The following is a 22,909-nucleotide window of genomic DNA, read 5'->3' as shown; positions in this document are numbered from 1 at the left end:
GGCCAAAACCAGGCATTGCAGGCGCTTTTCTGCTGTAAGGGCGCAGTTCACGCTAAAATAGAAAAATTTTGCAGATTCTCGCTTTACTGGCCATTGCTCATGCTCACCTTTCAGCAAATCATACTTACGCTCCAGCAATACTGGGACAAGCACGGATGCGCTCTGCTTCAGCCCTACGACATGGAAGTCGGTGCAGGAACCTCCCATACGGCAACCTTTTTGCGGGCTATTGGCCCCGAGCCCTGGCGCGCGGCCTATGTGCAGCCTTCACGCCGTCCCAAGGACGGGCGCTACGGCGACAACCCCAACCGCCTGCAACACTATTACCAGTTTCAGGTGGTGCTCAAGCCTGCGCCTGAAAACATTCTGGACTTGTACATCGGCTCGCTGGAGGCCCTGGGCATCAACCCCAAGGCGCACGACATCCGCTTTGTGGAAGATGACTGGGAGAACCCCACGCTGGGCGCCTGGGGTCTGGGCTGGGAGGTCTGGCTCAACGGCATGGAAGTCACCCAGTTCACCTACTTCCAGCAAGTAGGCGGCCTGGATTGCACGCCAACCACGGGCGAAATCACCTACGGTCTGGAACGTCTGGCCATGTACTTGCAAGGCGTGGAAAGCGTCTACGATCTGGTCTGGACCGAAGGTCACAACGGCCAGCGTATTTACTACCGCGACGTGTTCCACCAGAACGAAGTGGAGCAGTCCACCTACAACTTCGAGCACGCCAGCACCGACGTTCTGTTTGCGCACTTTAACGACTACGAAGCCGAAGCCAAGCGCATCATCGATGTGCCGCTGGCCCTGCCTGCCTACGAACAAACGCTGAAAGCTGCCCACACCTTCAATATGCTGGATGCCCGCGGCGCCATCAGTGTGACTGAGCGCGCTGCCTATATTGGCCGTATCCGCAATCTGTCCCGCGCTGTCGCACAGGCTTACTACGACTCCCGCGAACGCCTAGGTTTCCCCATGCTGAGCAACACATCCCCGGAGGCCAAGTAATGAACGCCTCCACGACACAGCCTTTGCTGATTGAACTCTTTACTGAAGAACTGCCCCCCAAGGCGCTGCAACAGCTGGGACAGGCCTTTAGTGACGGTCTGCAAAAAGTATTGAGCGAACAGGCCCTGCTGGCCCCAAACTGCGAAGTGCGTGCTTACGCTACGCCACGCCGTCTGGCTGCCTGGTTCAGCGCCGCCTACCAGCAGGCTGAAGACCAGCCTTATACCGAAAAACTGATGCCCGCCCATATCGGCCTGGATGCCAATGGGGAAATCGCCCCGGCCCTGGCCAAGCGTCTGGCCGCCAAAGGTCTGGAACATCTGAAGGCCAGCGATCTGCTGCGCGAGTCCGATGGCAAGCAGGACTACCTGTACGCCAGCGGCATTGCCACCGGCGCCGTTCTGAAGGATGGCCTGCAGGAAGCCCTGGAATGGTCCATCACCCACCTGCCCATCCCTAAAGTGATGCGTTACCAGTTGGCCGATGGTGTCAGCAGCGTCCGCTTTGTGCGCCCTGCCCACGGTCTGGTCGCCCTGTGGGGTTCAGAGATTGTTCCCGTCAGCGCGCTGGGCCTGCAAGCCGGTCGCCAGACACACGGCCACCGCTTCCTGTGTGACGCCCCCTTCGACATCCGTGATGCCGATAGCTGGGTCGCCCAAGTTCAGGAGCAAGGCTGGGTGGTTCCTTCCTTCGAAACGCGTCGCGAGCAAATTCGCACAGAACTGGAAGCCGAAGCCAAGCGCCTGAACGCCACACTGGGCAATGACCCCGAGGTGGAAGCCCTGTTGAACGAAGTGACGGCTCTGGTCGAATACCCTACGGTGTACGTGGGTCAGTTTGACGAGCAGTTCCTGCAAGTGCCGTCCGAATGTCTGATTCTGACCATGCGTCTGAATCAAAAGTATTTCCCGCTGTTTGACCCTGCCACACAAAAACTGACCAATCGCTTTCTGATCGTCAGCAATATGAAGGTGGACGATCCCAGCAACATCATCGAAGGTAACGAGCGCGTGGTTCGCCCCCGTCTGGCGGACGCCCAGTTCTTCTTTGAAACCGATCGCAAACAGACGCTGGCCGAACGTGTTCCTACACTGGCTGGCAGCGTGTACCACAACAAACTGGGTTCGCAGCTGGACCGTATCGAGCGTCTGCAATCCGTGGCTGGCTACATCGCCAAGCAACTGGGTGCCAATGAAGAGCACGCCCGTCGTGCCGCCCTTCTGGCCAAGGCAGACCTGAACTCCAATATGGTGGGCGAATTCCCCGAGCTGCAAGGCGTGATGGGGGCTTACTACGCCCAAGGCGATGGCGAGCCCGAGGACATCGTGCTGGCGATTCGCGAGCAATACCGTCACCGTCTGGACCAGCCCGTCACAGAAGCCAGCCTGACTCAAGCCATTCTGTTCCTGGCTGAGCGTGCCGAAGTTCTGGTCGGTATCTGGGGCATTGGTCTGGCTCCAACCGGCGAGCGCGATCCTTACGCCCTGCGCCGTGCGGCCCTGGGCCTGATCAGCGCCTACGAGCAATTGCAGGCCGGTGCCCAATTGAAGGCCAACCGCCTGAATCTGGATACCCTGCTGAACACCACTGCCTCCTTCTTCAAGGATGGCGTGCTGGCTGCTGACACGGTCGATGCGGTCCAAGCCTTCATTTATGAACGCTACCGTAACCAGCTCAGCAACGATTACGAGCGCAGCGTGGTGGATGCCGTGCTGGCGCTGCGTCCACCGCTGGAGCAGGTGCACGCCCGTATACAGGCTTGTGCCTCCTTTGCCCAGCGCCCTGAAGCCGAGAGCCTGGCAGCTGCCAACAAGCGCGTCAGCAATCTGCTCAAGAAAGCCGAAGGCGAACTGGCAACGCTGGACGACAAGCTGCTGGTCGAACCAGCCGAGCGCGAGCTGGCTGCCAAGATTCAGGAATTGCAGCCTGTGGCCCAGGCCCAGTTTGAAGCGGGTGAATTTGACGCCTCCCTGGCCACCCTGGCCCAGGCTCGTGGTGCCGTGGACAACTTCTTCCAGGACGTCATGGTCATGGCCGAAGACCCAGCCATCCGCGCCAACCGTCTGGCCCTGCTTGCCAAGCTGCATGCACTGATGAACCAGGTTGCGGATCTTTCCAGGCTGGCCAACTAGTGAAACTTGCCATCATTGATCGGGACGGTGTCATCAACCATGACAGCGATGCCTTTATCAAAAGCCCGCAAGAGTGGGAGGCCATTCCAGGCAGTCTGGAGGCCTTGGCCCGCCTGACCGAAAACGGCTGGAAGGTGGTGATTGCCACCAACCAGTCCGGTCTGGCGCGTGGTCTGTTTTCCATGACCACGCTAAACGCCATCCACGCCAAGATGCGTCGGGAGCTGGCCTTGCTGGGCGGTTTGATCGACGCCATCTTTATTTGTCCGCACGGTCCCGATGATGGCTGCGCCTGCCGCAAGCCTGCCCCCGGCATGTTTCGCGACATTGCACAGCGCTATGAAGTAAACCTGCAAACCGTACCCTCGGTAGGCGATTCCTTGCGCGATCTGCAAGCGGCCAGCCAGGCCGGTTGTGCGCCCTGGCTGGTCCAGACTGGCAAAGGCATGCGTACTTTAGAGAAAGGCGGCTTGCCCGAAGGCACGCGCGTCGAGGCCGACCTGGCCGCTGTTGTCGACAAATGGCTCCACGGAAACTGATATGGGCATTATCCGCGCTTCACTTTATCAACTGTTCTTGTTGATCACCGTCATTCCCTACGCATTTGCCTGCCTGCTCATCGCCCCTTTGCCGCTAGATATACGCTATCGCTTTACGACCGGCTGGCCACGCCTGGCTATCTGGGGTGCGCGCACGATCCTGGGGATACGCTGGCAGACCAAAGGCTGGGAAAACCTGCCTGATGGCAAGGCCATCATCCTGTCCAAGCACCAGTCGGCCTGGGAAACACTGTTCTTTCCCTCGTACATGCCGCGCCAGGTGTGCTTTGTCTACAAGCGCGAGCTGCACAAAGTGCCCTTCTTTGGCTGGGGGCTGGCTTTGCTGCGCATGATCCCGATTGACCGTGCCAAAGGCCGCGATGCCTTTGAACAAGTCATCAAGATTGGCCAACAACGCATTGACGAAGGCCGCTGGCCCTTGCTGTTTCCCGAAGGCACCCGCACCGCACCAGGCACGACAGGCCGCTACAAAATGGGCGGCGCCTTGCTGGCCAGCCGTACGGGCACACCGGTCATCCCTGTGGCGCACAACGCGGGCGAATGCTGGCGTCGCAATGCCTTTATCAAGACGCCGGGCTTGGTTACTATCTCCTTTGGGCCGCCCATTGATCCCACGGGCTTGACCCCTGAAGAAGTCAACCAACGCGTACAAACTTGGATTGAAACCGAAATGCGCGTCTTGAATCCGGAACGCTATGACGGTCCCCCCACAACTGGCCCTGTTTCCTGACACGGCCTTCCCCCACCCGGCGCAGCGGCCCGCCCGGCCGCCTGCCGGTTCTGCTGTGTCACCCCAAGCTGATTTAACGGTTCGGCCCGAGACCCTGCCCGAAGGCGTACAGTGGCAGCAGGTGCAGCTGGAGGGTCAACTTATCGGTTATCAGCTCAAGCGCTCGCGTCGCCGCACTTTAGGCCTGACTATCAATGACAGTGGCTTGACCGTCGCTCTGCCCTCCTGGGTCAAACTCAGCCAGGCCGAACAAATTCTGCATAGCAAAAGCGCCTGGATACTGCGCAAGCTGCGCGAGTACCAACAGCGTCGCGAACAATTGGCGTTGCAAAGCCTGCAGTGGGTCGATGGCGATACCCTGCCTTTTATGGGAACACCGATCCGTCTTGACCTGGACCCGCAGGTTCAACAGATTCATTTCGAGGGCATGCTGGGCCAGATCCGACAGGGCCAGCGCCTATTGCTTCCCCTGCCAGTCGATGCGGAGCCGTTGCGCGTTCAAGAGCTGACTCAGGCCTGGCTGCAGAAACAGGCCAAACAGTGGTTTGAGCAGCGGCTGCAACACTACCTGGACCTGTCAGGCCTGCGCGCCAGCAAATTACGTCTGGCCGCCCCCGCCAAACGCTGGGGGTCCTGCAATAGCGACGGAACGATTATGCTGAACTGGCGCCTGATACACTTTCACCCATCCATCATTGATTACGTCGTCGCTCACGAGGTCGCGCATCTGCAAGAGATGAATCACGGTCCGCGTTTCTGGGCTTTAGTCGAAACGCTCTATCCTGATTTTGTCCATGCGCGCAATCAGCTACGACAGTATGATCCAGGCACCCTGCCCCTGCTTTAAGGCAGGTTGAACTCTAGGAGCTCTACCTTATGCGTATCCTGCACACCATGCTGCGTGTCGGCAATCTGGACCGTTCTCTGGCCTTTTACACCGAGGTCTTGGGCATGAAGCTGCTGCGCCAGTCCGACTACCCGGACGGCCGCTTTACACTGGCTTTTGTGGGCTATCAGGACGAATCCGAAGCCGCTGTGCTGGAACTGACCCACAACTGGGACACCCCTTCTTATGATCTGGGCAATGGCTACGGCCACATTGCACTGGAAGTGCCCGATGCCTACAAAGCCTGTGAGGACATCAAGGCCCGTGGTGGCAAGGTGGTACGCGAAGCCGGCCCCATGAAGCACGGCACGACCGTGATTGCTTTTGTGGAAGATCCGGACGGCTATAAAATTGAACTGATCCAGGCCAAAGGGCGCGTGGATTAAAGCCAACGGAACCGGCCTTGAGAGGCCGGTTTTTGATTGTCTGGCCGTCAAAACGTCTCAGTGATGACACGCCTTGCCCGCGGGCTGCTGCACCCCTTCCTTTCCTCCCGATCCTTTGTACCTCCTCTCTCTTTCTGACGCATTGTCTTTCCACGTCTCTTTCACACCGCCCCTTGCCGGTCCCGCCTTCCACGCCACGTTCCCGCCCCCCTGCTGCTTGCCACTCTTTCCGAGCCGTCTTGCTGTCGTCCACTCTCCGTTTTACCAATAAGCCGTTACCTACCGCTTCTTTCCCTGTGAATCAAGAGCGCCCTTGGGCTGTGTGCCTTAGGCAAACCTCATCCAACAGGCAGCGCTCTGACTCCCATGCGTGTTTTGCGACTGCTTGTGCCAATACCCTTACATACCGTAGCCGATAAAACCGGGCTGGATTCTGCGACAATCTAGTCTGGCTTTTCCCTGCCCTGCTTACTGCCAACACTATGCTCAATACTCTTTGGCTGTTTTTCTTCCTGATTGCCGCTGTCAGCGGTTTTTACCAATGGCTGGTAGGGGGAAATAGCGAAATTTTTGCGCAGATGGTGCGCAGCCTGTTCGATATGGCTGCCCTGTCCGTCCAACTCATGCTGCTGCTTTTTGGCACGCTGACCCTGTGGCTGGGGTTTTTGAAGATCGCCGAGAAAGCCGGGCTGATCGATACGCTGGCACGCTGGCTGGGCCCGCTGTTTAGCCGCCTCATGCCTGGCGTGCCCGCCGGCCACCCGGCCCTGGGTCTGATCACCCTGAACTTCGCCGCCAACGGTCTGGGTCTGGACAATGCGGCGACTCCCATCGGTCTGCGTGCCATGAAGTCGCTGCAAACACTGAACCCGCATCCTGACACGGCCACCAATGCCCAGATCCTTTTTCTGGTGCTCAATGCCTCGTCGCTGACACTGATCCCCATCAGCATCTTCATGTATCGGGCTCAACAGGGCGCGCCTGACCCGACCATGGTGTTTCTGCCCATTCTGTTGGCCACCACCGCCTCCTCGCTGGCAGGACTGCTCAGCGTCGCGTTGGTACAGCGCCTGCGTCTGTTTGATCCGGTGCTGATGCTGTGGTTCGGGGTGTTTGCGCTTATTCTGGGTTCGTTCATGGCCTTGCTGGCCACCCTGAGCGCGGCCGCCATTCAGTCGCTGTCTTCCCTGCTGGGCAACCTGACCTTGCTGTCCATTATCTGGCTGTTCCTGCTGATAGGGTGGCGTCGCAACATCCCCTTGTATGAAACCTTCGTGGAGGGCGCCAAAGAAGGCTTTGCCGTTGCCAGGGACTTGCTGCCCTATCTGGTTGCGATGCTGTGTGCCGTCGGCGTGCTCAGAAGCTCAGGCGCGCTGGATATCGTCCTGGACATGATCCGCTGGCTGGTCAACCTGACCGGTCTGGACACTCGTTTCATCGATGCCTTGCCGACGGCTCTGGTCAAACCTTTCTCGGCTGGGGCAGCCCGCGCCCTGCTGATCGAAACCATGCAGCATCATGGGGTAGACAGCTTCCCCGCACTCCTGGGGGCTACGGTACAAGGCAGCACGGAAACAACCTTTTATGTATTGGCCGTGTATTTTGGAGCGGTGGGCATCCAACGCGCTCGCCATGCGGTCTCCTGCGCCTTGCTGGCTGATCTGGCTGGCGTGCTGGCCGCCATCGCCGTTTGTTATTGGTTCTTCGGCTAGGCGGGGACAAATAAAAAAGCCCCTCGTGAACTGCACCCCAAAAGTTGGACATTAATCCGACCTTTGGGGGCTTTTTTATTATCAGGCAACTTGCACGACGCCTTTATCCATCAGATGATCTGCCAAGGCTATATAGTCCGCCAAAGACAAATCAGCAGGGCGGCTGGTGGGTGCGATACCCAGGCCATCCCAATCGATATGCGGCGTCCAGTCTCCCAGGCCACCCCGCAACATCTTGCGCTTTTGCGCAAAGGCCCTAGCCACAACCCGACTGAATACACCCGCATCGCGCGCCTGAAGCCGATCCGCAGGCAACGGCACCATCCGCACCACGGCAGATACCACGCGTGGCGGTGGATTGAAGGCCTCGGGGGGCACTTCAAACAGTTTGACCATGCGGTAGCGCGACTGCAGCATTACCGACAGACGGCTGTAATCCGACGAGCCGGGCTGGGCAACCATGCGGTCGATCACTTCGCGTTGCAGCATGAAATGCTGATCCACCACTGCATCCGCGTATTCCAGCAAATGAAACAGCAATGGGCTGGAAATGTTATAGGGCAAATTGCCGACAATGCGCAGATTCGGCCCTAATGCACCAAAATCCACACTGAGCGCGTCGGCCTCGATGATCTCCAGCTTGCTGGGCGAGTAGTGATTGCGCAGCCGCGCGGCCAGATCACGGTCAATCTCGACCACCCGCAGGCGCTCCAGCGCTTGCGTCAGCGGCTGGGTCAGGGCGGAGAGGCCCGGACCGATTTCCACCATATTATCGACGGGCCGAGGGCCAATCGCACGGATGATCTGGTCGATGACGGCCTCATCTTCCAGAAAATTCTGTCCAAAGCGCTTGCGCGCCTGATGCTGGGCCATACTTGTCCTTAGCGACGGCGGGTGCTGGACTCGGGGTCCAGACGGTTATCAATATAGGCACGGCCGCGCAGGCTGTTCAGCCAATCCTCAAACGCAGGCTCGGCACGCTGCTGGAACAGTGCCTGACGGGCTTGCATGCGTTTGTACTCATCTTCCATATTGCGCGTGCGACGCTCAATAACCTGGATCAGGTGCCAGCCAAACTGGGATTCCACGACTGCCGTATCATTGCCGGGCTGCAGCTTGTTCATGGCCTGCTCAAACGGAGGCACGGTTTCCCCTGGCGAGAGCCAGCCCAGATCGCCACCTTGTGGTGCGCTGCTGTCTTCCGAGTAGCGCTTGGCCAGATCCTGGAAAGATTCGCCATTACGCAGTCGTTCTTGCAGTTGCTCAATACGCTGACGAGCCTGCTCCGAGGTCATGACCTTGGAGAGTTTGACCAGAATATGACGAGCATGAGTCTGAGTCACCATCATGGGGCCAGATTGAACCGCCGCCGCACCCTGTACGGGTGAGGTATTGGCGGGAGCACTGCCGCCACGTTCAAGCACCTTCAGAATATGAAAGCCTTGTCCACTGCGAATCAGATTGGACACCTGCCCAGGGGCCAGATCCTGCACCGCCTGCGCGAACAGGTCCGGCCAGTCCGACAAGGGACGGGTGCCCATGACGCCGCCACTCAGCGCCTCCTGCCCATCCGAACTGGAAGCAGCCAGACCGGCAAAATCCGCCCCTGAACGGGCCTGAGCCAACAAGCCCTCGGCCTTGGTACGCAAACGGGCTTCTTCGCTAGAATTGGCACTTTCAGGCACCCGCACCAGAATTTGTGCCAGGCTCACCGGCGCATCCTGACTTTGTGCCGCAGACTGCCCCAGATTGCCTAAACCGGCGCCGCCTTGAGAGCGCAGATAAATGTCAATATCGGCATCCGTAATATTGATGCTGCTGTCGACAGCGCGCATGCGCAATTGATCCAGCAAAATTTCCTGTTTCAGATTGGCGCGGTACTGCTCCCAGCTAATACCATTTTTTTCGATTTCGGCACGCAACTGGGCTTCCGTCATATTGTTGCGCGAGGCAATCATGCGCACGCCCTCTTCCACCTGCTGGGGGCCGACAGAAATCCCCATGGCACGCGCTTCCTGCTGCTCCAGGCGTTCATTGATAAGACGCTGGAGAACCTGTTTGCGCAATATCTCCTGATCCGGGGCAGGAATTTTCTGCTGTTTTAACTGCGCCAGCACCTGCGCTGCCTCCTGGTCCACTTGACGCAGGGTAATCACCTCGTCATTGACGACGGCAGCGATGCCATCCACAAACTGGGGCGCGGCCGTGGACGTCTTGTTGGATGCGGCGGGCTTGGACTGCGCCTGTGCCATTTGGGTCGTACCCAGACCCATGACGGCCATCAGGGCCAATGACAGGGTGCGGTTTTTCAAGCTGAAACGCATATTATTCATACCTCTCATGAATCATTTTTTCCTGTACGGGGTCCGAGATGGGTTCATAGCCGATCACGCGATCACGCAGCAATTTGATGGGGTCGTTGCCAATGCCACCCAGACCGGACAACTCCAGCTGGAAGAACATGGCTTTATTGGTTTCCCTGGCCGAAACCGCATAGCGTTGCAGAACCACGCGCGCCGCCCAGCAGCAGTCGCCTTTGTACTCCAGGCCCAACACAGTTTGTGTACCACGACTTTCCTGAATGGAATAGTCGTAACGTCCTACTGCATACAGTCTGTTGCTCAGGGGCCATTGGCCTGTCATGGAAACATATTCTTTGCCACGCTGATCTTCTTCAAGCGGCGTAAAGGTCGGATCGACAACCTGACGCGGATCACGTTCGTAGCGGTAGTTCACCCCCAGCGTGGCAAGACGCTTGGGCCGCCAGCGAATGCCGGACGTCAGGCGGTTGCGACGACTCTCATCCGGATTGAACTGGGCATCAAAGTTGACCGAAAACGTGTTGGTCAAGGCCGCGCTGGCCCCCACCAGATAGTCCGAACGCGTACTGGTACGCGCCTTTTCGTCACTCAGGGTGACCGTTTGCTTGTCAAAATACAGGCGCTGTGCCGCTTGCAAGACCAGACGCTCATACCCGGTATCGGCATCCAGCCAGCGGGAGGTCAAACCGACCGTCACCTGATTGGCATTGGAAATCCGGTCCCAGCCACCCGAGAAGATATTTTCGCTAAATGCCTGGGCAAAGTTGAAGCTGGCCAGACTGGTGTCGTACACGGGCAGCGTGGACTGATCGCGATAGGGCACGTACAGGTAGTACACACGCGGCTCCAGGGTCTGAATGGAGTCGTTGCCAAACAAGGTGGTATTGCGCTCGAAGGTCATGCCCGAGTCCAGGGACAGGATGGGCAACACACGGCTCTGCGTGCGGGAACGCCCAGCGTACTTGGCCATGTAAGGGCTAGGATCACCCACATACCAGTCGGTCTGGTATTGGCTCATGTGCAAGCCAGCTTTGGGCGTGATGTACCAACCCGGGCGGATGATAGGGTAAGCGACCGTCGTATAGGACGATAAACGCGTACCATCTGGCGCCAGACGGGTACTGCGCATATCGTCAAATTCGCTCAGATTGCCACTGTAGAACGGCAAGCGGAAACGAGTCGCGTAGTTATCGCTGACCACATCAAAGCCGCCCCAGTTATAGCGAGAGGCGCCCAGATACCATTCCGGCAACTTGTCGTATTGCGGCTGACGGTAGTTGCTGGTGGCGTCCTGCAGGGTTTGATAGCGGGTCCCACTAACGTGAGCGCGAAAATATTTGGAACCTGCCCAACCCAGGGTGACCGTGCTGGCCAGATCCTGGATCGTGGAGTCGTTCAGGCCAAAGCTGCTGAAGTCGCGGAAATAATCATCATCCGAGACGCGGCGGATGTCGGCATTCAGGTAGAAACTGGCAGGCAGACTCTGGCGATACTGTCCCATGAACAGCCAGCGCTTGTAGCCCAGCTCCTTGTCATCAGGCAAATAATTGCCGGTCAGCTCCCCCGAGAAACTGTCACCCAGATACCGGAACTCGCTGCCCAACATGGCGCCACGCTTGCTCATCAAACGAGGGGCCAGGGTGGCATCGTAATTGGGGGCCAGATTCAGGTAATACGGTACCGTCAGGTCCAGACCGCCCCGCGTCGTCATGCCATAAGTGGGCAGCAGAAAACCCGATTTACGCTCCTTGCGCAGCGGAAAGGTCAGGTAGGGCGAATACAGGAGCGGCACGCCTTTAAAGTAGAGCACACCATTGCGCGCCACCCCTTCGTTTTCTTTGGAATACAGATCCACCTTGGGGGAGCGGATGTACCAGGCAGGGTCGGGACACGGGCAGCCGGAGTAATTCACATCGGCCAGACGCATATGGTTGGAGTTGAGAATGTCCGCCTGGGTCGCCGTTCCACTGCCGCCGCTTGCCCCCAGCCAGAACTCCGGAGAGGACATGCGCCCGGTGTCTGCATCCAGGTTGTAATCAAACTCAGGACTGCGCACCAGGGCACCGTCACGCATGATCAGGCCATTGCCACGCACCTGCACCTGGCCGGTTTTTTCCTGGTAGTCGATGCGGTCGCCTTTGACGACAGAATCAATACGACGCACCTGCGCGCCGCCTTCCAGACGCAAGGTGCCGTCCTCCAGGGTTTTCATCTGGTCGCCTATCAGATAGACGGCCATGTCTTCTTCCTGAAGATTGCGCACCTGCAAACTGGGGGACGTCTTTAAAGACGGACGCACGGATGACTCGGCCTGGGCAAGCCCCATGCCTGTCATCATCAAGACGGTATACAACGTCGCAACTCGCACTAAGACCGCGCCTCCAGTTGTGTCCTGCATTTGCTCGTACCAGGTGAAAAACCCTGGCGACCCGGTATTATAGTTAAGCCTGCCGTTTAGCGGCACTGCTAAACACTAATCCGTTACGTTCTTCTGCTTCCTTTTATTTATGTCTGCTTCTATTTCTGCCGCTGCCGATCCTCGTTTGCAGCAAGCGATCACCTGGCTCAACACCCTGAAAACCCAATTCGGGCTGGATCTGGACAGCCTGCAAGCGGCCTCCAGCGACGCCAGCTTTCGCCGCTACTTTCGTTTGCAAGCCCAGAACCGCAGCCTGATTCTGATGGACGCGCCCCCTGCAACCGAAGACTGCAAGCCCTTTGTACAGGTCACCCAATTGCTGGCCCCGACGGGCATCCATGTCCCTGACATCCTGGCCGCCGATACCGAACAAGGCTTTTTGTTGCTCAGTGATCTGGGCCAGGACAACTTCCAGACCGCGCTGAAAACCCCCATGCCCCAAAGCGAGCTGGACAAACTGTACCGCAGTACGCTGTTGACCCTGGTGAAACTGCAACAAGCCGACACCACCGGCCTGCCGCCCTACAACGAACAGCGCCTGCTCGAGGAGCTGCAAGTCTTTCCCGAATGGTACGTACAAAAGCATCGCCAGTTCGAACTGAGCGAAAAAGACCATAACATGCTGCGCAAAACCTTTGCAGAGCTGGTTCAGGCCAATGTACAAAGCGCTACTGTACTCGTACACCGGGATTTTCACAGCCCTAATCTGATGATGCCCCTGCCCGGCCAGACTGAGCCGGGCGTCATCGATTACCAGGATGCGCTGGCTGGCCCCATCACCTATGACATCGCTTCGTTGGTCATGGACGCACGCGTCACCTGGACCGAGGAACAGCAGTTGGACTGGGCAATTCGCTACTGGCAGGCGGCCATGGAAGCGGGCCTGGACGTCCCTGCTGACTTTGCCGTGTTCCACCAGCAATACGAGTGGATGAGCCTGCAACGCAATCTACGTATTTTGGGCGTATTCGCCCGCCTGTCCCTGCGTGACGGGAAACATCACTATCTGGACCACATGCCACGCCTGCTGGGCTACGTTCATCAGGTTGCCAGCCGCTACGAAAGCTTCAACGGCCTGCTGCGCCTGCTCAACCGTCTGGAAGGACGCCAGACTGTTTTGGGCATGACCGTCTAATGCGTGCCATGATTCTGGCAGCCGGTCGCGGTGAGCGCATGCGGCCCTTGACCGATACCTGCCCCAAACCCCTGATTCCGGCAGGTGGCCAGCCCTTGATCGTCTGGCATTTGCGGGCTCTGGCCAAAGCCGGTTTTCGTGAGGTCATCATCAACCACGCCTGGCTGGGTGAGCAGATTGAATCCACCCTGGGCGATGGCAGCCAATGGGGACTGCACCTGAGCTACTCCCCGGAGCCATCGGCTCTGGAGACAGCCGGCGGTATTGCCAAGGCGCTTGATTTTTTCCAGGGTCAGCCTTTCTTGCTGATGAATGGGGATATCTGGTCAGACTGGAACCCGGCGCAGGCTTTTGCCATGGCCGAGCGCCTGCACACAGGCCCGGAACTGGCCTGGCTGGTTCTGGCCCCGAACCCGCCCCACCATCCCGATGGGGACTTTGGCATGCTGGATGGTCAAGCGCACCTATGCGCCAAAACCTGCGCAAACGCCCAGAGTGCCACACTCAGCGGCATCGGGGTCTACAAGCCCGAGCTCTTTGCGCAGTTGCCCAAAGGCCAGCCAGCCAAAGCAGCTCCGCTGTTGCATGCGGCCATCGCACGAAAACAGGTATTGGGTACTCTGCATGCAGGCTTCTGGATGGATATTGGCACCCCCGAGCGCCTTGCACAGTTAAACCAATACTTGGAATCGCGGGCACCCTCACAGTAAACTGAGATTTCCCGGCTAGCTGGCAGACGTTTCCAAGCACAACAAAGGGCAACAAAGCCAGCTAACCGCGCCTTCCTCGCCCCAATGACGTCTATGCTAATGGGTTTTGTAATCAGGACTTGAGCTGTCTTGAGTCCCTTGTCTGACAGGAACGTCTGTTCTCATGCTTGGTTCCTCCAAACGCACCGTATTCAAGCCCACCGCCTACGGCTCCAGCCGTCGAAAACGCCGCATCCCACGCTGGTTTGTCCTGCTGCTGACCGGTATCGCCCTGGGCGCCGGCGGCCTGCTGTTCTTGCAACAAAGTTATGGCCCCACACGTCTGACCGTGGAGCAGTCGGAACAGCTGCACTATGATCTGAACAGCGCCAATGCTGAAAAGCAGCGTCTGCAAGCTCAGTTGAACCAGACCAGTCGTGAACTGGAGGACGTCAGCCAGAAAGAGGACAGGCTGGATAAACAGACCAGCGAGCTGCAGGCTATGGTCGCCAAGCTGGAAAAAGACATTGCCTTGTTTGCCGATGCCATGCCGCCCGACCCACGGGGCACCTCACCCGGCATTCGCGCTGCCGAGTTCACCGTCCAGGACGGCCAGTTGAATCATTTTGTACTGCTGATGCAGGACAAGGGCAAAGAGACCGAATTCAAGGGCACCATGGAGTTTGTCGCCGCCGGCCGGTACAGCAATGGCCGCTCCGGCAATGTGGACCTGCCCAGCCAGACGGTCAGCGTGGGCCGCTATGCCTACATCAACGGTACTGCAGAGCTGCCCGCGGGCTTTACGCCCCGCCAGGTCACCATCCGCATCAAACCCGACGGTGCGAACCGCGTGGTTGCCACGCGTACGATCTACGTGACGCCTTCTCGCTGAGCATAGGCTCAGATTGACGCGTGCAGGCTGCACCGTCACCAAAAAGCCCTTCGGGCATCTGGCTCAACTGCCAATATGCCGAAGGGCTTTTTTGCGGCCATCCTGCGCGGGGCTTTAGGCCACGTGTTGCAGGAAGTCCTTCAAACGCTGGCTGGGAGGATGGCTGAGCAGCTCGGCCGGGGGGCCGTCATGGGCCACCCGTCCCTGATCAATAAAGATCAGGCGGCTGCCGACACGACGTGCAAAATCCATCTCATGAGTCACCACCACCATGGTCATGCCTTCCTCAGCCAGCAATTGCATGACTTTGAGCACTTCCTGGCGCAACTCCGGGTCCAGCGCGGACGTCGGCTCATCAAACAGCATGAGTTTGGGCTTGATGGCCAGGGCGCGGGCGATGGCCACCCGCTGCTGCTGGCCACCGGACAACTCGTTGGGATAATGATTGACCCGCTCAGCCAGCCCCACTTTGGCCAACAGATCCAGGGCTTCCTGACGTGCCTGGGCTCGACTCGTTCCTCGCGTATGAACCGGGCCGAACATGACGTTCTCCAGAGCGCTCATCTGCGGGAACAGATTGAACTGCTGAAACACCATGCCCGCTTCCCGGCGCAGTTCGCGCACCTGGGCCGCCGTCCCGTTGACACTCAAACCATTGACGACAATATCACCGGCCTGGATATCTTCCAGCTTGTTGATGCAGCGTAAAAAAGTCGACTTCCCCGACCCGGAGGGGCCGACCACGACAACCACCTCGCCTTTATCAATCTGCAGACTGATATTGTCGAGCACGATATTGTCTCCAAAGCGCTTGGTTACTTCCTTGAACTCGACAATACTCATACGATCCTCATGCGGTGTTCAATCAACTTCAAGGTCAGGGCAATCAAGCCAGTCAGGATCAGATAGATCACGGCAACCGCTCCCCAAATTTCCACAGAACGAAAGTTGTTGGCAATAATCTCCTGGCCTTGACGAGTCAGCTCGGCCACCCCAATCACAATAAACAGCGAGGAGTCCTTCAAGCTGATAATGCATTGGTTGCCCATGGCCGGAATCATGCGGCGAAATGCCACCGGCCCAATGATATGGCGCAAAATTTTGTGAAACGGCAGCCCCATTGCCTCACCGGCCTCTTTCAGCCCCTTGGGCACGGACTGCAAGGCCCCACGCACAATCTCGGCAATATAAGCTCCCGAATTGATCATCAGGGTAAAGATCGCTGCCGTCAGGCCATCAATACGAATATTGGCCAGCATGGGCAGGGCAAAATAGATGAACATCACCTGTACGACAATCGGGGTGCCTCGAATAATCAGCACATACAGCTGACACAGGATAGAGAGCGTCAACAGCAGATAACGCCTGAAAAAGCCCAATAGCGACACGGCAAGTACCACTTGCAGCGAGGTCCAGACCCAGGCGGGCACAAAACTCAACCCGTTATCCATCAGCCAGGACAGGCCCTTGAGCAAAAAGCCGAGCACAAGCAGCCCCAGCACAAACCAGGCGGCCCGGCGCCAGGTGACCGGCACCCGCACATAGGTGGTAATCACCCCGGTCAAAAAACCCAATATGGCGCCGCCCACCAAACCCGACAGGGTGATGAGCAGCGTCATCTTTGTTCCTTCCAGAAGGCTGGGTAAGGCCCCCCAGATAGCGTCCCATTCAAAAGTCACCGTGCTACCTTTGTCTTTGAATAAACGCCCACAACAGAGCGTCAAAAAATAAAGCGGTGATCCCGTTACGACACGCGATCACCGCCTGGCATGCGTTTGGCTCTAGGCCTGTTTAATCAGGCTGCTTGCCAAACCATTTCTGGTAGATTTTGTCGTAAGTGCCGTCGGCCCGAATATCTTTCAATGCCTGGTTTACAACAGGAACCAGTTCGCTGTCTTTGGGAAACGCAATACCGTAGAAGTCGCCACTTTTCACCGCGCCGGTAACTTTCACACGATCCTTGCCGCCGGTCTGAGCGTAATACTGCACGTTTGGTGTGTCATGCACCACGGCATCCACCCGACCCGTGGCCAGTTCCAGGAAGGCATTATCGATATTGGGGAACAGCTTGAGCTTGGCAGTTGGCACCGAACGCTGCATGAAGTCTACGGTGGCAGTCCCAATCTTCACCGCAACCGTCTTGCCTTCCAGATCGGAGGCGGACTTGATGGCGGAGTTATCCGTGTTCACCAAAATGGCCAGACCGCTCTCGTAGTAAGGATCGGAGAAATCAATGACTTGCTTGCGATCGTCCCGGATGGTTATCCCTGCCAGCGCCGCATCCAGATTACGGGTTTGCAAACCTGGGATAATGCCGTTGAAGTCCATGGGCTGAAACCGGTAATTCAGATTGGCTTTTTTCGCGATGGCATCCCACAAGTCGATATCAAAGCCGGTGTACTTACCGTTTTGCTTGAACTCAAAAGGCACAAACGCCGTATCGGTTGCGACCACCAGCTCTTTGCCTTGTTGCGCCAGGGCCTGCCCCGCGGGCAAAGCCAACGCCAAGGCCAAGCCGGCCATCAGGGTTTTCATTTTTTTATTGAACATCCGTTACTCCTCTGTAGGGACTGACCCACAATCAGCCAGTTCGATGTTTACCCAAGTCTGGCACAGGCTCATGACCTGCCCCAGCGTTGATCTATGCTACCCGAAGCGGACTGCTTCTTTGGCTTTATGTGTTTTAAAAAAAGAAAAACCTCGGGAAATCCCGAGGTTTTTTGTCCAGACAGTCCTGCCAAAACCCGGCTTAGAACGCAGGAACAATCGAACCTTTATATTTGTCGGCGATGAACTTTTTCACGTCCTCGCTGTGCAATGCCTGGATCAGCTTGGCCACCCGTGGATCGTCCTTGGACTTGGCAGCCACGGCGATCAGGTTGGCGTACGGCGAATCAGCGCCTTCAATCACCAGCGCATCCTTGGTGGGATTGAGGCCGGCTTCCAGGGCGTAATTGGTATTGATCAGGGCAATATCCACGTCAGCCAGAACGCGAGGCAGCGTCGCGGCTTCCAGCTCCTTGAACTTCAGCTTTTTGGGGTTCTGATCCACATCACGCGAGGTCGCCAAGATGTTGCTAGGATCTTTCAGCGTCAGCACACCCGCCTTTTGCAAGAGCAGCAAGGCACGCGCACCATTGGAAGGATCATTGGGGATCGCCACCAGCGCGCCTTCTTTCAACTCGTCCAGACTCTTGATCTTGGTGGAATAAGCACCAAAGGGTTCAACGTGAACAAGGGCCACCGACACCAGATCGGTTTTGTGCTCTTTATTGAAGGTATCCAGGTAAGGTTTGTGCTGGAAGAAGTTGGCATCGATATGACCGTCAGCCACTTGCTGGTTGGGCTGCACATAATCGGTGAACACCTTGATATCCAGGTTCACGCCTTCTTTGGCCAAAGCAGGCTTTACAAACTCCAGCAGTTCGGCGTGCGGTACAGGGGTAGCAGCGACCGACAGGGTCTCGGCAGCTTGGGCCACGCTGGCCAGCAGAGCCGACACGGACAAGGCCAGAACGGGAACAAATTTCTTCAAAGACATGAGCGACTCCAGTTTCAGAAAGGCAGGACGATAACCACCACTGCCGGGACTTATTTTCGGCTCAAACGAGCCACCATGGCGTCTCCAAACACTTGCAGGAGTTGCACCAGCACCACCAGGATAGCCACGGTAACCACCATGACATCCGTTTGATAACGTTGATAACCAAAGCGCAGCGCCAGGTCACCCAGACCGCCGCCCCCAATCACACCAGACATGGCTGAATAGCCCACCAGGGCAATGGCAGTCACGATCAAGGCCGCCACAATCCCCGTGGTCGCCTCCGGCAGCAAGGCCAGCAAAACCGTCTGACGGGAGTTGGCTCCCATGGCGCGACAGGCTTCATTGACGCCGGGGTCCAGCTCACGCAGGACGTTTTCCACCAGACGGGCAAAAAACGGCGCAGCACTTAAGACCAGCGGCGGGATCGCCCCCTGCACCCCTAAAGACGTACCGGCCAGAATGCGGGTCAAAGGGATAATGACGATCAAGAGAATCAGAAACGGCACCGACCGCAAAATGTTCACAATCAGCGACAAAGTCTGGTACACCCAGGCGTTGTCCAGCATCTGCTTGCGACTGGTCAGAAACAACAGCACGCCAAGGGGCAAACCAATAATGGCGGTAAAGCCCAGCGAGATACCCGTCATCAACAAGGTATCGATGGTGGCTTCACCAATCAGCGCCCAATCCAAATTGCTAAAGTTCATGGTCGCAATACCTCAAACTGCACATTCAATTCATCCAGCAAGGCATCCAGCCCTGCTTTGGCCTGAGCATCCCCTTGCACCGCCACGACCAACTGCCCATAAGGCTCGGTTTTGATACGGCCAATGGCGCCTTGCAAGATACTGACATTCAGGCCCAACTGGCTGGTAATACGGCTGATCAATGGCTCGGTAGTGGCCACCCCACGCACACTCAGGCGCATGACACTGCCAGGTACACCTTCTGCCAAGGCAAGCCAGTCGTCGATATTCACTCCACTTTCACTGAGCAAGGACTGGGTGGTGGGATGATGCGGGTGCAGGAACACATCCAGCACTTCGCCACATTCCACAATCTTGCCAGCATCAATCACGGCCACCCGGTCGCAAACCGAACGAATCACATCCATGCCATGAGTAATAAGAACGATCGTCAGTCCCAGCTCTTGGTTGATCTGGCGCAGCAAACGCAGGATGGACTGGGTGGTTTCCGGGTCCAGTGCCGAGGTGGCCTCGTCACACAACAAAAGCTGTGGACGATTGGCCAGGGCACGCGCAATACCGACACGTTGCTGCTGCCCGCCCGATAACTGACGCGGGTATTTGTTGGCGTGGTCCTTCAAGCCCACCAGCTCCAGGACTTCCAGAGCGCGCTGTTGGCGTTGGGCACGCCCCACCCCGGCCAAACGCAAGGGAAAACAAACATTATCGAGAACGGTACGGGAATGAAGCAGATTGAAATGCTGGAATACCATCCCCACGCCTTGCCGGAAGGCGCGCAACTGTGCGCCCGAAAAACGCGTGATGTCCTGGTCCTGCACCCAGACCTGGCCCGAGCTGGGTTGCTCAAGCAGATTCAACATGCGGATCAGCGTACTTTTCCCGGCACCCGAGCGACCAATAATACCGAAGACCTCTCCTTGGTGAATCTGCAAGGAAACGTCGTTCAAGGCGTGAACGGTCTTGCCTGCCAGGGAATAGGTTTTTGAGATGTGTTCAAGACGAATCAAAATGAACTCAGCCTAGTTAGTCAGTCGAGTTATAAAAGCCTGAGCTGTAAGCGAAATTTACCATAAAGCAAATTTGGCGATGACCAGATAGATATAACCCATGGAAATATTGAAACCATACTGAGGGCTGCACTGTATAGCAAGATTTCCGACCGGCCAATGCGCGCGGATGTGACCTTGGCTGTGCAAGGCAAGCGCCCAAAGAAAAAGGCCGCTAAGCGCGGCCTTGTTTCTACGTTTCAGTGTAGTGGTGGGTCGTGCGCGACTCGAACGCGCGACCAACGGATTAAAAGTCCGCTGCTCTACCGACTGAGCTAACGACCCCCTACTGAAAGATGAAATTATGTCCTGATTCCGAACTCTCGTCAAGCACTAAATGCAAAATAATGCGCAAAAAGGTGATTTTTTTTAAAACGACCTGAAAATGAAGGCCGCGAGGCCCTTTCCCACCCCACTTTTGCCTGCCGCAGAAACAAAATCTGAACATGAGCTACCACTCAGCCATAAAAAATGCCTCCCGATACTGAGGTCAGACCTCAATGCCGGGAGGCATTCCAAGACGATTCAGATTCGTCTAGCGCTTAACGGGCGCGAGAAATACGAACCTCGGCGCCACGGCGTTTGACTTCCAAGCCCTCAGACGGCAGGATCTTCAACCCTTCCAGCCCCTTGATATAGCTGGACCCCTGCATCTGCATGACGCGAATCTTGTTGCGCATCACAACCGGGCTGTGCTCGGGCATGCCAAACATCCAGACCTCGTCGAGCAAACGCGCCGAGTTGAACTCGGAGGTGTGCTTGACCACCGGCCCCAGACACAACATATGGCCTTCGCGGCCAAAGACCGGCAAGCGATCCAGACCCACCGTCATTTTCAGGGTCGTGCCACCTTCGTAACGCCAACCCGTGCTCAGATCCCACCAGGCATCGCCTGCAGGCAAATAGACCTCAATATCCTGACCAGGCTGCAAAACAGGTGCCACCAGCAAGGCCGGCCCCAACAAATACTGGGTATCCCACAAGCGGGCCTGAGCATCGGCGGGGAAACTTTGAGCCATGGAACGTTGCACCGGCAGACCGGTACGCACGGCGTCCTCAATAATGCCCAGCACATAAGGCACTAGACGGAAACGCCACTCCAGCCAATGCGCAACCAGCGCCTGCGTTTCCTGGTCAAATGCATCTGGACGCAGCGCAGGGACCCCTTGCAGGCTGAAATTGGCTGAAAAGACCGACATCGCCAACCACCGCAGGTACAGCTCAGGCGTCATGGCATCGGTGGGCGCTGCCGCATTGCCCCAGCCATGAATCTGGATGGGCACGCCACTATTACCGGTGGCCAGAGCCGACTTCAACGACTGGGTCAACCCGGCCCAGGTGTTATCGACCTGAGGCCCCAACTGCCAGGCAAAGCGTTGGGAGGACGGACTCAGGTCGCGGCTGGCTACGACTCCTTCTTGCGGCGTCTTGTGACCGGCAACCGCGTCAAACAAAGCCTGACGGGCCAGCACAGGGTAAATCGCACGCAACAAAGCGCCGGACTCGCCACCACGGCTGGTGATGGCATCAGGAATCTCAAAGCGGGCATTGCACAACACCGCCCCCAGGCCATCATCGACCATCTGACGCTGACGCTCGGCCCACATGCGGAACACGTCCTTGTGAGTCAGGTCCAGCAAGCCGTAGTCTCGGCCACCGCTCAGCTCGTCACCGGGGAACACATGGGCGCAACCGTCATCATCATTGATGAGCAACCAGCCGCGGTCTTCCCACTCTTCAAACAAGCTGGTGCCGGCCAGCACACAAGGGCGCGTCCAGGCAGCCAGTTGCAACTGGTCGTTTTGCAAGGCCGAGAAGGACTCACGGGGATCGGCCATGCGTGCCGCGTCCCATTCCAATGTAGGCTTGTCCTGTTGAAAATCGTAGGGCTCCGGTGGCGGCAGGACAGCCACATCCAGGGCAATGCCCTGTTCGCGACACTGACTGGCCAGCTCACGCAAGGAGGTCACGTCCCGAGCCTGGGCGCCATCCAGCCACAACCCCATCGGTGTGACACCCGGCTGGCCGGCTCGTCCCGTCAGGGCCGAATACTGATTGATGATTTCGCTGGGATCGCCCAAAAACAGGAAAAAATCCAGGTCGGCGGCATGGACACGAGCACGATACGCATCCAAATCGTGCTGCCCCAGATCGTGTTCAACCCGCTCGAACGTATTGATGTACAGCCCCCAGCCCTGAGTGCTCCAGAGCAAAGGCAGGCTGCGATCTTCCGGACGATCGGAGTCAACCGTTTCCTCGCGCCGGTCCAGCTCACCGAGGGTTTCGCCCAGACCATACAGGGCGTCTTCCTCGGCCAGGGCCAGATCCAGTTGCCAGCATGGGCTGGGCTCTTGGACAAAGGTCAGCGGTTGCGCCGCACTGCTCAACAGCAGTTGCTCGCCCCGCCGGACCTCAAAGCGCCAGGGGTTGGACTGAATATGCAAGGCCACTTCGCCTTGCTCAATCCGCCACCCCGAATCGGCAGCTTCCAGTTGAAACTCGCTGACCGCCTCGTGGCGGGCCAGCAGCATGTCGCCCAAAGCTTTGGCACGAGCACTGAGCTTTTCGTTATCCAGCCGGGCCAGTGGCATACAGCGGAAACGAAAAACACCCGGCGCATGAGCTTCGATACGCAGCGCAAAATCGGTTTCGACAAAAGCGAAATCGGCCAGGGCCGGTTTCGTCGTCAACAAACTCAGATGATTAAACAATTGTGTCACGTCGTCAGAGTGGAGCGAACGGCAC

General features: G+C 57.6%; 20 protein-coding genes and 1 tRNA gene. 10 read left to right on the top strand and 11 right to left on the bottom strand.

The window, feature by feature from the left end:
- Positions 1-99: 99 nt before the first annotated feature.
- The 7 genes from glyQ (at position 100) to RSQ48_RS03920 (ending at position 7,411) form a co-directional block, all read left to right on the top strand.
- A complete protein-coding gene (glyQ, locus tag RSQ48_RS03950) occupies positions 100-1,005 on the top strand; it encodes a glycine--tRNA ligase subunit alpha (protein ID WP_003803477.1) in 906 nt (301 codons plus the stop codon).
- Entirely contained in the window at positions 1,005-3,137 is a 2,133-nt protein-coding gene (gene glyS, locus RSQ48_RS03945; RefSeq protein ID WP_131071332.1) for a glycine--tRNA ligase subunit beta, read from the top strand. The genes glyQ and glyS overlap by 1 nt, the downstream gene beginning before the upstream one ends.
- On the top strand, positions 3,137-3,676 hold the full coding sequence (gene gmhB, locus RSQ48_RS03940; RefSeq protein WP_003803481.1) for a D-glycero-beta-D-manno-heptose 1,7-bisphosphate 7-phosphatase: 540 nt from the start codon (positions 3,137-3,139) through the stop codon (positions 3,674-3,676). The genes glyS and gmhB overlap by 1 nt, the downstream gene beginning before the upstream one ends.
- 1 nt (position 3,677) lies before the next feature.
- Positions 3,678-4,427 (top strand): lysophospholipid acyltransferase family protein, encoded by a 750-nt coding sequence (locus RSQ48_RS03935; RefSeq protein ID WP_003803484.1) that lies wholly within the window; start codon positions 3,678-3,680, stop codon positions 4,425-4,427.
- Entirely contained in the window at positions 4,393-5,274 is an 882-nt protein-coding gene (locus tag RSQ48_RS03930) for a M48 family metallopeptidase (protein WP_301606843.1), read from the top strand. The genes RSQ48_RS03935 and RSQ48_RS03930 overlap by 35 nt, the downstream gene beginning before the upstream one ends.
- A 29-nt stretch (positions 5,275-5,303) precedes the next feature.
- On the top strand, positions 5,304-5,699 hold the full coding sequence (gene gloA / locus RSQ48_RS03925) for a lactoylglutathione lyase (protein WP_003803488.1): 396 nt from the start codon (positions 5,304-5,306) through the stop codon (positions 5,697-5,699).
- Between the two features lie 482 nt (positions 5,700-6,181).
- On the top strand, positions 6,182-7,411 hold the full coding sequence (locus tag RSQ48_RS03920) for a nucleoside recognition domain-containing protein (protein ID WP_003803489.1): 1,230 nt from the start codon (positions 6,182-6,184) through the stop codon (positions 7,409-7,411).
- Positions 7,412-7,492: 81 nt separating this feature from the next.
- Here RSQ48_RS03920 and rsmA read toward each other — a convergent pair whose 3' ends face one another.
- From rsmA to RSQ48_RS03905, 3 genes are read right to left on the bottom strand one after another with little or no spacing between them, the layout of a single operon-like run.
- Positions 7,493-8,284: a 16S rRNA (adenine(1518)-N(6)/adenine(1519)-N(6))-dimethyltransferase RsmA gene (rsmA, locus tag RSQ48_RS03915; protein ID WP_415302175.1), complete on the bottom strand. Its 792-nt coding sequence runs from the start codon at positions 8,282-8,284 to the stop codon at positions 7,493-7,495.
- A gap of 8 nt (positions 8,285-8,292) precedes the next feature.
- Positions 8,293-9,744 carry a peptidylprolyl isomerase gene (locus RSQ48_RS03910; RefSeq protein WP_003803498.1) on the bottom strand — a complete coding sequence of 484 codons (1,452 nt, stop codon included), beginning with the start codon at positions 9,742-9,744 and terminating at the stop codon, positions 8,293-8,295.
- On the bottom strand, positions 9,737-12,130 hold the full coding sequence (locus RSQ48_RS03905; protein WP_237714448.1) for an LPS-assembly protein LptD: 2,394 nt from the start codon (positions 12,128-12,130) through the stop codon (positions 9,737-9,739). Before RSQ48_RS03905 ends, RSQ48_RS03910 begins: the two co-directional genes overlap by 8 nt.
- A 109-nt stretch (positions 12,131-12,239) precedes the next feature.
- Here RSQ48_RS03905 and RSQ48_RS03900 point away from each other — a divergent pair, with 109 nt between their 5' ends.
- The 3 genes from RSQ48_RS03900 to RSQ48_RS03890 all read left to right on the top strand — a co-directional run bounded on the left by RSQ48_RS03900 (position 12,240) and on the right by RSQ48_RS03890 (position 14,867).
- Complete coding sequence (locus RSQ48_RS03900; RefSeq protein ID WP_003803501.1) at positions 12,240-13,286, top strand: aminoglycoside phosphotransferase family protein; 1,047 nt, start codon at positions 12,240-12,242, stop codon at positions 13,284-13,286.
- Complete coding sequence (murU, locus tag RSQ48_RS03895) at positions 13,286-13,996, top strand: N-acetylmuramate alpha-1-phosphate uridylyltransferase MurU (protein ID WP_301606834.1); 711 nt, start codon at positions 13,286-13,288, stop codon at positions 13,994-13,996. Before RSQ48_RS03900 ends, murU begins: the two co-directional genes overlap by 1 nt.
- Before the next feature lie 163 nt (positions 13,997-14,159).
- The gene (locus RSQ48_RS03890) at positions 14,160-14,867 is read left to right on the top strand and encodes a DUF6776 family protein (protein WP_003803505.1); all 708 of its coding nucleotides are present in this window, start codon (positions 14,160-14,162) and stop codon (positions 14,865-14,867) included.
- A 114-nt stretch (positions 14,868-14,981) separates the two neighbouring features.
- On the opposite strand, the gene glnQ is transcribed toward RSQ48_RS03890, so the two are convergent.
- From glnQ to RSQ48_RS03850, 8 genes are all read right to left on the bottom strand, one after another.
- The gene (gene glnQ, locus RSQ48_RS03885; RefSeq protein WP_003803507.1) at positions 14,982-15,710 is read right to left on the bottom strand and encodes a glutamine ABC transporter ATP-binding protein GlnQ; all 729 of its coding nucleotides are present in this window, start codon (positions 15,708-15,710) and stop codon (positions 14,982-14,984) included.
- A complete protein-coding gene (locus tag RSQ48_RS03880; RefSeq protein WP_003803509.1) occupies positions 15,707-16,486 on the bottom strand; it encodes an ABC transporter permease subunit in 780 nt (259 codons plus the stop codon). Before RSQ48_RS03880 ends, glnQ begins: the two co-directional genes overlap by 4 nt.
- 172 nt (positions 16,487-16,658) lie before the next feature.
- Entirely contained in the window at positions 16,659-17,390 is a 732-nt protein-coding gene (gene glnH / locus RSQ48_RS03875) for a glutamine ABC transporter substrate-binding protein GlnH (protein WP_407927744.1), read from the bottom strand.
- Between the two features lie 226 nt (positions 17,391-17,616).
- Entirely contained in the window at positions 17,617-18,408 is a 792-nt protein-coding gene (locus RSQ48_RS03870) for a MetQ/NlpA family ABC transporter substrate-binding protein (RefSeq protein WP_003803512.1), read from the bottom strand.
- 50 nt (positions 18,409-18,458) lie between these two features.
- Positions 18,459-19,118 (bottom strand): methionine ABC transporter permease, encoded by a 660-nt coding sequence (locus RSQ48_RS03865; protein ID WP_003803514.1) that lies wholly within the window; start codon positions 19,116-19,118, stop codon positions 18,459-18,461.
- Complete coding sequence (locus RSQ48_RS03860; RefSeq protein WP_003803516.1) at positions 19,115-20,125, bottom strand: methionine ABC transporter ATP-binding protein; 1,011 nt, start codon at positions 20,123-20,125, stop codon at positions 19,115-19,117. The genes RSQ48_RS03865 and RSQ48_RS03860 overlap by 4 nt, the downstream gene beginning before the upstream one ends.
- 248 nt (positions 20,126-20,373) lie before the next feature.
- Positions 20,374-20,449 (bottom strand) — tRNA-Lys (locus tag RSQ48_RS03855).
- Positions 20,450-20,706: 257 nt separating this feature from the next.
- Positions 20,707-22,875 (bottom strand): glycoside hydrolase family 31 protein, encoded by a 2,169-nt coding sequence (locus RSQ48_RS03850; RefSeq protein ID WP_059318806.1) that lies wholly within the window; start codon positions 22,873-22,875, stop codon positions 20,707-20,709.
- Positions 22,876-22,909 lie beyond the last annotated feature (34 nt).

This window comes from Alcaligenes sp. SJTW-7, from assembly GCF_047716895.1.
Lineage (GTDB): Bacteria > Pseudomonadota > Gammaproteobacteria > Burkholderiales > Burkholderiaceae_B > Alcaligenes > Alcaligenes ammonioxydans.
Note: the sequence above shows the minus strand (reverse complement) of the source record. Positions and strands in the feature narration are given on the sequence as shown.

What these genes read in the sequence shown, in the direction of transcription:
- glyQ (WP_003803477.1), top strand. Translation starts at nt 100, where the DNA reads ATGCTCACCTTTCAGCAAATCATACTTACGCTCCAGCAATACTGGGAC.
- glyS (WP_131071332.1), top strand. Translation starts at nt 1,005, where the DNA reads ATGAACGCCTCCACGACACAGCCTTTGCTGATTGAACTCTTTACTGAA.
- RSQ48_RS03935 (WP_003803484.1), top strand. Translation starts at nt 3,678, where the DNA reads ATGGGCATTATCCGCGCTTCACTTTATCAACTGTTCTTGTTGATCACC.
- RSQ48_RS03930 (WP_301606843.1), top strand. Translation starts at nt 4,393, where the DNA reads ATGACGGTCCCCCCACAACTGGCCCTGTTTCCTGACACGGCCTTCCCC.
- gloA (WP_003803488.1), top strand. Translation starts at nt 5,304, where the DNA reads ATGCGTATCCTGCACACCATGCTGCGTGTCGGCAATCTGGACCGTTCT.
- RSQ48_RS03920 (WP_003803489.1), top strand. Translation starts at nt 6,182, where the DNA reads ATGCTCAATACTCTTTGGCTGTTTTTCTTCCTGATTGCCGCTGTCAGC.
- rsmA (WP_415302175.1), bottom strand. Translation starts at nt 8,284, where the DNA reads ATGGCCCAGCATCAGGCGCGCAAGCGCTTTGGACAGAATTTTCTGGAA.
- RSQ48_RS03910 (WP_003803498.1), bottom strand. Translation starts at nt 9,744, where the DNA reads ATGAATAATATGCGTTTCAGCTTGAAAAACCGCACCCTGTCATTGGCC.
- RSQ48_RS03905 (WP_237714448.1), bottom strand. Translation starts at nt 12,130, where the DNA reads ATGCAGGACACAACTGGAGGCGCGGTCTTAGTGCGAGTTGCGACGTTG.
- RSQ48_RS03900 (WP_003803501.1), top strand. Translation starts at nt 12,240, where the DNA reads ATGTCTGCTTCTATTTCTGCCGCTGCCGATCCTCGTTTGCAGCAAGCG.
- murU (WP_301606834.1), top strand. Translation starts at nt 13,286, where the DNA reads ATGCGTGCCATGATTCTGGCAGCCGGTCGCGGTGAGCGCATGCGGCCC.
- RSQ48_RS03890 (WP_003803505.1), top strand. Translation starts at nt 14,160, where the DNA reads ATGCTTGGTTCCTCCAAACGCACCGTATTCAAGCCCACCGCCTACGGC.
- glnQ (WP_003803507.1), bottom strand. Translation starts at nt 15,710, where the DNA reads ATGAGTATTGTCGAGTTCAAGGAAGTAACCAAGCGCTTTGGAGACAAT.
- RSQ48_RS03880 (WP_003803509.1), bottom strand. Translation starts at nt 16,486, where the DNA reads ATGACGCTGCTCATCACCCTGTCGGGTTTGGTGGGCGGCGCCATATTG.
- glnH (WP_407927744.1), bottom strand. Translation starts at nt 17,390, where the DNA reads ATGGCCGGCTTGGCCTTGGCGTTGGCTTTGCCCGCGGGGCAGGCCCTG.
- RSQ48_RS03870 (WP_003803512.1), bottom strand. Translation starts at nt 18,408, where the DNA reads ATGTCTTTGAAGAAATTTGTTCCCGTTCTGGCCTTGTCCGTGTCGGCT.
- RSQ48_RS03865 (WP_003803514.1), bottom strand. Translation starts at nt 19,118, where the DNA reads ATGAACTTTAGCAATTTGGATTGGGCGCTGATTGGTGAAGCCACCATC.